Annotated in this window: 12 protein-coding genes; 8 read left to right on the forward strand and 4 right to left on the reverse strand. The window is 34.6% G+C overall.

Features of this window, described 5'->3' with window-relative positions:
* Positions 1 to 94 precede the first annotated feature (94 nt).
* From GXM17_RS05305 to GXM17_RS05315, 3 genes are all read left to right on the forward strand, one after another.
* Entirely contained in the window at positions 95 to 2338 is a 2244-nt protein-coding gene (locus GXM17_RS05305; protein ID WP_163398242.1) for a M1 family metallopeptidase, read from the forward strand.
* Between the two features lie 105 nt (positions 2339 to 2443).
* Positions 2444 to 2791: a Sec-independent protein translocase subunit TatA/TatB gene (locus tag GXM17_RS05310; protein ID WP_163398243.1), complete on the forward strand. Its 348-nt coding sequence runs from the start codon at positions 2444 to 2446 to the stop codon at positions 2789 to 2791.
* Position 2792: 1 nt separating this feature from the next.
* Positions 2793 to 3356, forward strand: coding sequence for a phosphatase PAP2 family protein (locus GXM17_RS05315; RefSeq protein WP_163398244.1), 564 nt, complete (start codon positions 2793 to 2795; stop codon positions 3354 to 3356).
* A gap of 133 nt (positions 3357 to 3489) precedes the next feature.
* Here the strand turns inward: GXM17_RS05315 and GXM17_RS05320 are convergent, their stop codons facing one another.
* From GXM17_RS05320 to GXM17_RS05330, 3 genes are all read right to left on the reverse strand, one after another.
* On the reverse strand, positions 3490 to 4212 hold the full coding sequence (locus tag GXM17_RS05320; protein WP_163398245.1) for a phytanoyl-CoA dioxygenase family protein: 723 nt from the start codon (positions 4210 to 4212) through the stop codon (positions 3490 to 3492).
* 163 nt (positions 4213 to 4375) lie between these two features.
* Positions 4376 to 5017: an O-methyltransferase gene (locus GXM17_RS05325; protein ID WP_163398246.1), complete on the reverse strand. Its 642-nt coding sequence runs from the start codon at positions 5015 to 5017 to the stop codon at positions 4376 to 4378.
* 112 nt (positions 5018 to 5129) lie between these two features.
* Positions 5130 to 5483 (reverse strand): hypothetical protein, encoded by a 354-nt coding sequence (locus tag GXM17_RS05330; RefSeq protein WP_163398247.1) that lies wholly within the window; start codon positions 5481 to 5483, stop codon positions 5130 to 5132.
* 206 nt (positions 5484 to 5689) lie between these two features.
* Between GXM17_RS05330 and rlmN the strand changes: the two genes are divergently transcribed.
* Positions 5690 to 6733 carry a dual-specificity RNA methyltransferase RlmN gene (gene rlmN / locus GXM17_RS05335; RefSeq protein WP_163398248.1) on the forward strand — a complete coding sequence of 348 codons (1044 nt, stop codon included), beginning with the start codon at positions 5690 to 5692 and terminating at the stop codon, positions 6731 to 6733.
* A 76-nt stretch (positions 6734 to 6809) separates the two neighbouring features.
* On the opposite strand, the gene GXM17_RS05340 is transcribed toward rlmN, so the two are convergent.
* Positions 6810 to 7670 (reverse strand): hypothetical protein, encoded by an 861-nt coding sequence (locus GXM17_RS05340; RefSeq protein ID WP_163398249.1) that lies wholly within the window; start codon positions 7668 to 7670, stop codon positions 6810 to 6812.
* Between the two features lie 161 nt (positions 7671 to 7831).
* Here GXM17_RS05340 and GXM17_RS05345 point away from each other — a divergent pair, with 161 nt between their 5' ends.
* The 4 genes from GXM17_RS05345 (at position 7832) to GXM17_RS05360 (ending at position 11405) form a co-directional block, all read left to right on the forward strand.
* Positions 7832 to 8809: a polyprenyl synthetase family protein gene (locus tag GXM17_RS05345; RefSeq protein WP_163398250.1), complete on the forward strand. Its 978-nt coding sequence runs from the start codon at positions 7832 to 7834 to the stop codon at positions 8807 to 8809.
* Between the two features lie 190 nt (positions 8810 to 8999).
* The gene (locus GXM17_RS05350; protein WP_163398251.1) at positions 9000 to 9560 is read left to right on the forward strand and encodes an RNA polymerase sigma factor; all 561 of its coding nucleotides are present in this window, start codon (positions 9000 to 9002) and stop codon (positions 9558 to 9560) included.
* Positions 9547 to 10260, forward strand: coding sequence for a hypothetical protein (locus tag GXM17_RS05355; RefSeq protein WP_163398252.1), 714 nt, complete (start codon positions 9547 to 9549; stop codon positions 10258 to 10260). Before GXM17_RS05350 ends, GXM17_RS05355 begins: the two co-directional genes overlap by 14 nt.
* Before the next feature lie 89 nt (positions 10261 to 10349).
* Positions 10350 to 11405, forward strand: coding sequence for a hypothetical protein (locus tag GXM17_RS05360; RefSeq protein ID WP_163398253.1), 1056 nt, complete (start codon positions 10350 to 10352; stop codon positions 11403 to 11405).
* The last annotated feature ends 109 nt before the right edge of the window (positions 11406 to 11514 follow it).

Here is an 11514-nt window from a genome sequence, read left to right on the forward strand (position 1 = left end):
ATTTATGAAATGAGCATCATTCAGGAATTGGTAGCAGCTACCAATTTTGATATGCGAATTACATATGATCAAAAAAAAACAATAAATTCTGTATATGAAAAGAATTTCATTACTATTGCTTTTTCCTGCTCTGCTGTTTGCTCAGGAGAAAAATACGGATGTTGCTCCTAAGCAACAAGGAAAATATGATACAAACAAGTTTAGCCAGATGTATGATCTGATGGCTACTCCAAATATGTTCCGCACAGCATCGGGAGCGCCCGGTCCTGCTTATTATCAGCAGCAGGCAGATTACAAGATTGATGTAGAATTAGATGATAAAAACTCAAAATTAAGCGGATCTGAAACGATAACGTATTCCAACAACTCGCCTGACAGTTTAGACTATTTATGGATTCAGCTGGATCAGAATCAGGCCAAAGCGAATACACAGTCCACTTTGGCAGAAGGAGAAAAAATTAATCAGGTATTTCCATTAGGAACTTTTTCTGATAAATATCTGAAAAAAAACCTGGAGCGTGGTTTTAATATAGAATATGTAAAAGATTCGAAAGGAAATCCTATGTCTTATACAATCAATGAAACCATGATGCGCATCAATCTGGACAAACCTTTAAAATCCGGAGAGAAAATTTCGGTGGCTATAAAATGGTGGTACAACATCAATAATTATCAAAAAGAAGGCGGACGTTCCGGTTATGAATTGTTTGAAAAAGACGGTAATAAATTGTATGTAATTGCGCAGTTTTATCCTAGAATGGCAGTTTACAATGACGTGGAAGGCTGGCAGAATATGCAGTTCTGGGGAAGCGGAGAATTTGCTTTACCGTTTGGAAATTTTGATGTAAACATTACAGTTCCTGCAGATCACGTTATAAATGCAACAGGAGAATTAATAAACAGAAGTGAAGTTTTTACACCTGAACAGGTAAAACGTTACGAACAGGCCCAAAAATCATTTGATAAACCGGTTGTAATTGTTACTCAGGCGGAAGCAGAAGCAGCTGAAAAAGGTTTTTCTGAAAAGAAAAAAACATGGAAGTTCAGTGCGAAAAACGTACGTGATTTCGGAATTGCGTCTTCGAGGAAATTCATTTACGATGCAATGGCCGTAAAAATTGGTAACAAAACCGTAATGGCAGAATCGGTCTATCCGAAAGAAGCAAATCCGCTTTGGGGAGAAACTTCTACAATGGTTGTTGCACATACTTTAAAAAGTTATTCTTCCCATACTTTTGATTATCCTTATCCAAAAGCAGTTTCGGTTTCGGCTGAAGATCAGGGAATGGAATATCCGATGATTTGCTGGAATTACGGGCGTCCGGACGAAAATGGTGTAACTAGCAGAGAAGTTAAAAACGGAATGATTGGCGTGATAATACACGAAGTAGGTCACACTTTCTTTCCGATGATTGTAAATTCTGATGAGCGTCAATGGACCTGGATGGACGAAGGTTTAAATTCATTTTTAGAATATCTGGCAGAACAGGAACTGGATCCAAAATTCCCTTCCAGACGCGGACCTGCAAAAAATATTGTGCCGTACATGAGCGGAGACCAGAAATTTTTGGAACCCATTATGTCGAATTCTGAAACCATTCATCAATTCGGGAATAATGCATACGGAAAACCCGCAACAGGACTTAATATCCTGAGAGAAGTAGTAATGGGAAGAGAGCTGTTTGATTATGCTTTTAAAACCTATGCCAACAGATGGAAGTTCAAACATCCAACGCCCGAAGATTTCTTCAGGACTATGGAAGATGCTTCTGCCGTTGATTTGGACTGGTTTTGGAGAGGTTGGTTTTATTCAACAGATTTCGTAGATATCGGAATCAAGGATGTAAAGCAATTTTACGTTTCTGAAACTCCTACAACAGATATCAAAAACGTCAAAGTTAGGAAAGGACGATTCGGTTACGAAAAAGGACCATTTGTTTATTTAGTGTCAGGTGATAATACTGAAGTAGATACTGCTAAGAAAAAAGCTCTAAAAGTTGATGATTTTAAGACTTTAGCTGATTATGTAAATCAGACTTTTACCGCTGAAGAAAAAGCGAGCATCAAATCACCTAAATATTTCTACGAAGTAGAATTCAATAAACCAGGCGGGATGATTATGCCAATTTTGGTTGAAATCACTTATGAAGACGGTACAAAAGATAATTATCACTATCCTGCGCAAATCTGGCGAAAAGGTAATGAGTCAGCAAAAAAAGTGTATGCAACTGAAAAGAGAATTAAAAGTATCCAGATAGATCCAAAATTACTCACTGCAGACATCGACGTAACCAATAATTCATGGCCAAAAGCCGAAGAAAAGTCCAAGTTTGATTAAATAAAAAATTAGAAAGGCTCTGAAAAAGAGTCTTTTTTTTAAGTTATTTTTTAGAACACACCGCTTTAAAATTTAATATATTTGTCGCACACAAAAATATAAGTTATGTTTGGTATAGGAGGAGGAGAATTAGTTTTTATACTATTTATAGTACTAATGCTTTTTGGCTCAGATAAAGTGCCAGAAATTGCCCGTACAATGGGTAAAGCGATGGCGCAGTTAAAAAATGCAACGAATGACATTAAAAACGAAATTCAAAAAGGGGCAGAGGAAAATGGTTTTGATACAAAATCCCTGACCAACATAACGGGCGATATTAACGCTCAGATTAATGATGCAAAAACCAATCTTCTGGGAGATTCGGGAAGCTTTTTAGGAGATACAGCAAAAGAAATTGACAAAGTAAAAGAAGATATTGACTCCATCTCAGGACCTATAAAACGCCAAAGATAATATGCTGGAAAAAATACAGGAAATAGATACCCGTTTATTTGTGTATCTTAACAGTTTAGGTTCTGAAACATTCGATCCGCTTTGGCTAATAATCACAAAGCAATTATACTGGACTCCTGTTTTTTTATTAATGTTCTATCTTATTTACAGAAAAATTGGAGGAAAACAAACCTTATACTTATTGCTTTTTATAGCAGTTTTGATCGCTTTTACAGATCAGACAACCAATCTTTTCAAGAATACTTTTCAGCGCTTACGACCTTGTAACAATCCCGAAATCAATACGATAATCAGAGTAGTACAATCCCGTAAATCCTATAGCTTTTTCTCTGGCCATGCTGCTAATACAATGGCTGTGGCAACATTTTTATTTTTCGTCCTAAAGCGCCATTTCAAATACCTTGGATTTCTGTTTTTATGGCCGTTAATCTTCGCTTATAGCCGAATTTATTTAGGTTTGCATTATCCGGGAGATATTCTTACAGGTTATTTCTTCGGAGCTCTTTTCGGATTTTTGATGTTCAGAGTATATCAAAATTTAAAGCCAAAATATTTTCCGGGATAATACTTTTTGTCATCCTGAGCGTAGTCGAAGGGAGGAGCTATTCCGGCTGTTCGCTATATTTTTTGTGCCGAAGCCCGGCACAAAAAGATGCCGCTTCCATCCGGGCTAGGGCACTCGTTTTCAAAAGAAATTATTAGTTAAAAAGAACAGTTTTCTCACTCCACTCTAATCCCTCCGGAAGTTCCTCTTTGCTGAATTCGATATGAATTACCCGACGTCTTTCGTTGTTTGTAGTTTTGTTTGAAGCATGAAACAACAAAGGTTTCATAATCATAATACCGCCTTTTTCAACTTCGCAGATGGTTTCCTTTTCATTTTCGAAATCAAGTTTCTCGATTCTCAGAATTCCTTTTGAGTGTGAGTTATTGATTACTTTCAAAGCGCCATTATCTTTTGTAGTTTTATCAATATGAATTCTGATGGTGAAATTGTTTTCCAGAATTGTTACAGGTGGCTGAACCGCAAACTGATTTTGCTTAACAGTCCAGTTTTCGAAATTCTCAACCTCAATTTTCTTATCGACAGAAATAGTCAAATCCTGATGATAGGCTACAAACCAATTTGACTTTTCTGGTTTATCAAAATATATGGATTTGGTTATAAAAAAGCCTTTTCCAAAAGCAGTTTCTATAATTTCCTGTAATTTATGGTTGAATATAAAAGGTAAAATTTCAGGAATTTCTTTGTGAAATTGTCTGATGGCAAACAAGCCCTGAGATTTTCTAAAAGTAGTGTTTTCAGGATTATTTTCAGTTGTCTTTTCAATTAAAGAAATTAATTTTTGAATCTCATCTTCATTATAAATATTATCAATAATCGTAAAACCTTGAGAATTTATTTCGTCTTTCTGTGTCATTTTTATTCATTTTGAATTGCCTCCTGCTTTAGCTGGAGGTAACCAGATTTGAAAAGCAATAGGCTTTAGCCAAAAATAATGTATAATATTGGCTTTAAAGTAAAATAAAAGAAGCAGGAAAAACCTTAGCAACTTAGCAGCTCAGAACCTTAGCAACTTAAATTTATAAAACCCTGCTCACTGTTAATCCATCACGAATTGGTAATAAAACCGTTTCCACTCTTGGATCATTTTTCAAAAGCAAATTGTATTCTAAAAGTATCTTGGTACTTACGTCATTAGGGTGAACCGGTTCCAGGATTTTTCCACTCCACAAAACATTATCAGACAAAATGATTCCGCCTTTATTCATTTTAGGAACAATCATTTCCCAGTAATTGATGTAGTTTTCTTTGTCAGCATCAATAAAAACCAAATCAAATTTTATATCCAGATTCGGTATAATATCAACTGCTTCACCTAAATGCTGAAAAATCTGTGCTCCCCATGGCGATGCGTCAAAATATTTACGCTGAAAATCAACAAGCTCCTCTTTGATGTCAATAGTATGAAGCTGTCCGTTTTCCTGCATTCCTTCGCATAAGCACAAAGCAGCATAACCCGTATAAGTCCCTATTTCCAAAATATTCACCGGTCGGATCAATTTAGAGAGCATACTCAAGACACGTCCCTGAAAATGTCCGCTTAACATTCTTGGTAAAAGAATTTTCTGGTAGGTTTCTTTGTTTAGCTTAGCTAACAATTCCGGTTCTTTTTCAGAATGCTGTTCGATATAATCTTCAAGTTCCTGTGAAATAAAATGCATGTTGTAGTGTATTCAGATTTGGCTGTAAAAATACAAAATATAAGCTCACTTTTTGGCATAAAAAAACCATCCGAAAGAGGGATAGTTTCAATTTTTTGAATTCTGAATGAAATTATTTTTTCAGCGCTTCATTTACGTCTTTTGCAGTTTTTACTGTTCCGTCTTTAGCAGCTTTAGCGGCAGCTTCTACTTTTTCAGCGCCTTTTTTAGTAGCATCTTTTACATCTTCTATAGTTTCTTTGGTTTTTTCTTTTGCTTCCTCACTCGCCGCTTTTGCTTTCTCAGCTGCATTTTCTGCTTTCACAACAGCGCTGTCTTTTGCTTCTTCAATATCTGTAGTCAGTGAATCAACCCTGTTTCCAAGTGTTAATTCATCTTCAGGTTTTGTTTCTTTTTTGTCTCCGCAAGACTGAACTCCGAATGCTAACAAAGCGATAACTGCTAAGCTCAAAATTTGTTTTTTCATGATTAATTAATTTTTTAAAATTGATAAATATAAAGGTTTAAAGCTGAAAAAATAAAAGTACAAATTTTAAAATTAAGCGCTCATTGTAAGATTATTTTCCGTTTGAGTGCAAGACAATTCCTGTGCCAAAAATACAATTTTAAAAGATTAGGCGTAATTTTTTTTAGAATGAAAAGGTTTCCATAAATACTTAGTAACTTTGCACCATGCAAATCGAGAAAAAAGACATAAGGGCCTTATCAAAAGATCAGTTACGTGAGTTTTTTGTCGCAAATAATGACAAAGCTTTTCGCGGAAACCAGGTTTATGAGTGGTTGTGGAGCAAGGGTGCACATAGTTTTGATGACATGACGAATGTAGCAAAGGCTACAAGGGCTATGCTTGAAAATAATTTTGTAATCAATCATATTAAGGTTGATACTATGCAGCGAAGTTGTGACGGAACCGTAAAAAATGCCGTTCGTCTGCATGATGGTTTGGTGGTAGAATCAGTTTTGATTCCTACTGAAACCAGAACGACAGCCTGTGTTTCAAGTCAGGTAGGCTGCAGTCTGGATTGCAACTTTTGCGCAACAGCCAGATTAAAACGTATGCGAAATCTGGAGCCAGGTGAAATTTACGATCAGGTTGTCGCAATTGATAAAGAAAGTCGTCTGTATCATAATCATCCACTTTCGAATATTGTTTTTATGGGAATGGGTGAACCTCTGATGAACTATAACAATGTCATTAAAGCAATTGACATGATTACTTCTCCAGAAGGTTTGGGAATGTCGCCAAAGCGTATCATGGTTTCTACTTCAGGAATTCCGAAAATGATTAAAAAAATGGCAGATGACGATGTGAAATTTAAATTAGCGGTTTCCCTGCATTCCGCAATTGATGAAGTCCGTGCGCGAATTATGCCTTTCAGTAAAAATTTCCCGTTAAAAGATTTACGCGAAGCTCTGGAATACTGGTATAGAAAAACTAAGAGTAAAGTTTCGTACGAATATGTGGTCTGGAAAGGGATCAACGATAATAAAGCTTCAGTTGATGCCCTGGTTAAGTTTTGTAAATATGTGCCTTGCAAAGTAAATTTAATAGAGTACAACCCAATCGATGACGGTGAGTTTCAACAGGCTTCAGAAGAGTCAATTATGGCTTACATAAAAGCACTGGATAACATTGGAGTAGTAGTAAAAGTACGCCGCAGCCGTGGAAAAGATATCGATGCTGCCTGCGGACAATTAGCGAATAAAGAGGGCTAACTTTATGAAAATAAAAAAGCATTAAGAACAAGATTAGTACTTGTTTTTAATGCTTTTTCTTTTTGGGCAAAAAAGGTTATTTTTTCAAATCTATCTCGACTGTAACTCCGTCTTTCGTAACATTTACAAGCGTGTTGCAATCGCCATTTCCATAATCAACAAGAGCAATTGTTTCATTTTTTGTTATCGAAAGAGTTCCTTTTAAAGCAAATGGTTGTTTGCAGGTAGCATTAAACTCTAAAGGAGTTGTAATCTCTGTTGAAAAAGTAGCACCATTTGGGAACGTTGTTGTTCCGCTTCCGGTTACAACAGTAACATTATCTTCCCAGTTAAACCAGGTGTCATAACCTGCAATGGTTTCTTTTACCAGAGTTCCTTTTCTGGTATAAACTTTTCCGTCTTCAAAAGTAATAGTCATATCAATAGCTGCAGTTAAAACCGGATGTATTTCCGATTGTAAATTGGTAGCTTTTCTGGTTCTCACAATGCTCTTGCTCCCCTGAAGTTTTCTTCCATTATGATAAAATCCCTCAAAAGTATAGCTGATTGTTTGTGTAGAAGATGAAAAATCATTAGAAAAAGAAATAACCATTTTTCCTCTTACTGAATTTCCGTTTTCAAGAGTACAGCCTTCCGTTCCAAAATCAACTGTACTTGTCCATGTATTGTTGGTCAAAACAGTAGTGACCGCAGCACAGCCTGGCAGGAAATTTTTAATAGTTCCGTCAGGTTTGTTATTTATGTTTTGTTGTGCTGTAAATTGATATTCGGCAATATTGGTAACGTCTTCTATTGAGGCGTCAATTTTTGAATTGGTGATAATCTCATCATTAGAGATAGCTGTAGGAGTTGTGTTATTTGTGTTTTCATCAGAATTACAACCTGCGAAAAAAGTCAGTGCAATGCATGCTCCTATTGATAAAAATTTTGTTTTCATAATAAATAATTTAAGTTCTGCTTTTTAATTAATGAATTTAAATTAGGTATTAGATTTTAGATGTTTTTTTGGTGTTTTTTGGAATCAGTACATAAAATGTTCATATACTAACTTAAAATAAACAACGTTTTTTTATTTAAAATAGTATATTTGAAAACGAAATGAATATTACTTCTCAAATAAAACAGCCTATTTTTAATGAAATGGAACTTTTTGAAAAAAAGTTTCATGAATCCATGACTTCGAAGGTTGCGCTACTAAACAGAATTACCTATTATATCGTAAATCGTAAGGGAAAACAAATGCGACCGATGTTTGTTTTTCTTACGGCTAAAATGGTTTCAGGAGGATTCGTAAACGAAAGAACCTATCGTGGTGCTTCGGTTATCGAATTGATTCATACGGCAACTTTAGTTCATGACGATGTCGTTGACGACAGTAACCGACGCCGTGGATTTTTCTCCATAAACGCACTTTGGAAAAATAAAATAGCCGTTTTAGTTGGTGATTATTTACTTTCAAAAGGATTATTGCTTTCCATCGACAATGGTGATTTTGATCTTTTGAAAATTATTTCGGTCGCTGTACGCGAAATGAGCGAAGGAGAATTACTTCAGATCGAAAAAGCAAGAAGACTTGATATCACCGAAGAGGTTTACTACGAAATCATCCGAAAGAAAACCGCAACCCTTATTGCTGCCTGTTGTGCGCTTGGTGCAAGATCGGTAATCGAAGATGATCTTCAGGTTGAAAACATGCGCAAATTCGGAGAGTTGATCGGAATGGCTTTTCAGATCAAAGACGACTTATTCGATTACAGCGAAGAAGCTATCGGAAAACCAACCGGAATCGATATTAAAGAGCAAAAAATGACCCTGCCTTTAATTTACGTTTTAAATACTTGTACTCCACAAGAAAAAAAGTGGTTAATAAACTCCATCAAAAACCACAACAAAGACAAAAAACGTGTAAAAGAAGTGATTGCTTTTGTGAAAAATAATAATGGTCTGGCTTACGCCGAAAACAAAATGGTCGAATTCCAGCAGGAAGCACTTTCTCTTTTAAAAAATTACCCGGATTCTGAATTCAAGGATGCACTTACTTTGATGGTGAATTACGTTATTGAGAGGAAGAAATAATTAGATAATTTGTCAATTAGAAAATTAGATAATTGATTTACTTTGTTGTAAATCAGTTTAATATTCTATTGGTTGGAATTTGGAATTTAAATTTTTGGATTTTTTTTCACCCCTCATGCAACCATTTCAAAACTTATCTCGTCTATGCTAATAGAAGTCTGTTAGTAAAACAAAATCGGAACGCTTATTAATGAAAATTATTCAGTTACATCAGGAAGAAACCAAAATCATAAAACTGGCGGTCGAAAATAATCGGCAGGCACAGCAGCAGATTTACGGTAAGTATTCTTCGAAAATGTTAAGTGTTTGCCGACAGTATATAAAAGACATTCAGTTGGCAGAAGATGTAATGATAACCGCTTTTATGAAGGTTTTTACAAATCTGAATAACTTTGAACACAAAGGAAGTTTTGAAGGCTGGATTCGCAGGATTATGGTTAACGAATGTATTTCGTATTTAAGAGTCCAAAAAAAAGTAAAATTTGCAGAAGATGAATTTTTTACAGAAGAGAGTTTTAATGAAATCGACAGTCAGTTTACCGTAGAGCAGATTCAGTATTTAATTGATGCTTTGCCCGATGGATACAAAATGGTCTTCAATTTATATGCGATCGAAGGTTACAAACACAATGAAATTGCAAAGATGTTAGGAATAAATGAAGGAACATCAAAATCGCAATTATCGCACGCCAGAAAAATGCTGCAAACACAAATTACTATTTTAAAAAAACAAGAAAATGGAACCGAATAATTTTGAAAAGGATTTCCGTGAAAAACTAAACCAGCGTACCATTGAACCAGACAATAAATCCTGGGATCGATTAGATGCGATGTTGAGTGCAGCAGAAGAAAGACCAAAGAAAAAGTCAAAAAGAAAATGGCTTTATATAGCAGCGAGTGTCGTTGGATTTTTATTGGTTGGAACTTTCTTTTTTAATCAAAATAAAAGTACAACTCAAAGACAAGAGAAAGTTGTTTTTGAAGAAAATACTAAAAAAGATTCGGTTGAAAAGCCGGTTTTGAATAATGGAAATTCAGTAAAAACTGAAATAGCTGTCACAGAAAATCCTTCGAAGGAAAATTTACTTATGGAAGAAAAGAATCATAATCAAATCTCAAATAAAACCATTAAAAATGAATCAAATCAAATAATGGAGTCTTCAGTCATCATCAAAAACAATCAGGAAAAACAATCAATCAACAATCAAACTGTAATTGCCGAAAACACTAAAAAACTAACTGTCGATCAGTTGTTAGAAACGGCAGAAAATAAAGTTATTGCAGAAAATTCGGCTAAGCCAAAATCAAAAATAAAAGTCAATGCCAATGATTTACTCAATCAGGTCGATGGCGAATTAGAACTTTCGTTTAGGGAAAAAGTAATTTCAAAAGTCAATAAAAATTACCAGACAGTAAAAAATGCTGTGGCCAGCAGAAATCAGCAGGAATAAATTTCAATGTCAAGTTCAATAACAATATCAAAAGCAATAAATAATAACTATCAATAATCATCATCAATCAAATTTTAAAAAAATCAATCATGAAAAATTTTACCATTTACCTCGTTATCCTAATTTTTTTATTTGTCAGTAAGGTACTCGGACAGGAAACATTTGAATCGCAAGCAAAAAAAATCGCTAATAAAATCGAGAAAATAACAAAAGAAGAAAAAGCAGCTTTAAAAGAAGAAGTTGAAGCAGTTAACGTGCAATTATCTGAAGGTAAAATTACCAAGGAACAAGCAGATAGACGCAAAAAAGAATTAGCAGAAGCGCGGGCAGTAATTATGGAAGAGAAAATTACTGTGGCTCAAAATGAATTGAACAACTTAGTGCAGCAAAAAGTAGATGGGAAAATCAAAGAAAAAGATTCGATAAAAAAACATACTTTGATTATTCATTGGAATGATAAAAACTGGAACGACTCTAACAGAAAAAGAAGAGATTCGATTCGTGGAGAAAAAAGAACCACTTCACAATTTGTTTTTGCAATGGGGCTTAATAATATGATGGCAGATGGTAAACTCCAGGATTCAAACTATAAATTCATGGGGTCACATTTTTACGAATGGGGTTTTACCTATAATTCCAGATTAATGAAAAACGATAATTTATTGCATGCCAAATACGGATTATCTTTAATGTACAATAATATTCGTCCAACAGATAACCGTAGTTTTGTCGTAAATGGTGATCAGACTGATTTAATTACCAATCCTGTTAATTTAAAAGAGTCTCGTTTTAGAAATGTATATTTGGTGTTGCCGGTTCATTTAGAATTTGATTTTACCAAGCCTAAAGAGAACAATGGAAATACCTATTTCAGAACGCATAAAAGTTTCCGTTTTGGTGTTGGGGGTTATGCCGGAATCAATGTAAAATCGAAACAAATTTTAAAATTTGAAGAAGATGATTTAAAATATAAATCAACGATAAAAGGCGAATACAATGTCAATAATTTTATTTACGGATTGAGTTCTTACATAGGTTACAGAGAATTGAGTTTGTATATGAAGTACGATTTAAACCCGTTATTTCAGGACAATCTAATTAAAGAGAATAATATTTCGTTAGGATTAAGGTTTGATTTTAATTAAAAAAATGCATTTTGTTAATTAGTAAAAAAGCGCGTCGAAAGACGTGCTTTTTTAGGTGAAATCTGTGAATTTCAACATGGATTTCTGTACTTTTACAGGCTGTCAACTT

The organism is Flavobacterium fluviatile (genome assembly GCF_010645065.1).
Classification (GTDB): domain Bacteria; phylum Bacteroidota; class Bacteroidia; order Flavobacteriales; family Flavobacteriaceae; genus Flavobacterium; species Flavobacterium fluviatile.

What these genes read in the sequence shown, in the direction of transcription:
- GXM17_RS05305 (WP_163398242.1), top strand. Translation starts at nt 95, where the DNA reads ATGAAAAGAATTTCATTACTATTGCTTTTTCCTGCTCTGCTGTTTGCT.
- GXM17_RS05310 (WP_163398243.1), top strand. Translation starts at nt 2,444, where the DNA reads ATGTTTGGTATAGGAGGAGGAGAATTAGTTTTTATACTATTTATAGTA.
- GXM17_RS05315 (WP_163398244.1), top strand. Translation starts at nt 2,793, where the DNA reads ATGCTGGAAAAAATACAGGAAATAGATACCCGTTTATTTGTGTATCTT.
- GXM17_RS05320 (WP_163398245.1), bottom strand. Translation starts at nt 4,212, where the DNA reads ATGACACAGAAAGACGAAATAAATTCTCAAGGTTTTACGATTATTGAT.
- GXM17_RS05325 (WP_163398246.1), bottom strand. Translation starts at nt 5,017, where the DNA reads ATGCATTTTATTTCACAGGAACTTGAAGATTATATCGAACAGCATTCT.
- GXM17_RS05330 (WP_163398247.1), bottom strand. Translation starts at nt 5,483, where the DNA reads ATGAAAAAACAAATTTTGAGCTTAGCAGTTATCGCTTTGTTAGCATTC.
- rlmN (WP_163398248.1), top strand. Translation starts at nt 5,690, where the DNA reads ATGCAAATCGAGAAAAAAGACATAAGGGCCTTATCAAAAGATCAGTTA.
- GXM17_RS05340 (WP_163398249.1), bottom strand. Translation starts at nt 7,670, where the DNA reads ATGAAAACAAAATTTTTATCAATAGGAGCATGCATTGCACTGACTTTT.
- GXM17_RS05345 (WP_163398250.1), top strand. Translation starts at nt 7,832, where the DNA reads ATGAATATTACTTCTCAAATAAAACAGCCTATTTTTAATGAAATGGAA.
- GXM17_RS05350 (WP_163398251.1), top strand. Translation starts at nt 9,000, where the DNA reads ATGAAAATTATTCAGTTACATCAGGAAGAAACCAAAATCATAAAACTG.
- GXM17_RS05355 (WP_163398252.1), top strand. Translation starts at nt 9,547, where the DNA reads ATGGAACCGAATAATTTTGAAAAGGATTTCCGTGAAAAACTAAACCAG.
- GXM17_RS05360 (WP_163398253.1), top strand. Translation starts at nt 10,350, where the DNA reads ATGAAAAATTTTACCATTTACCTCGTTATCCTAATTTTTTTATTTGTC.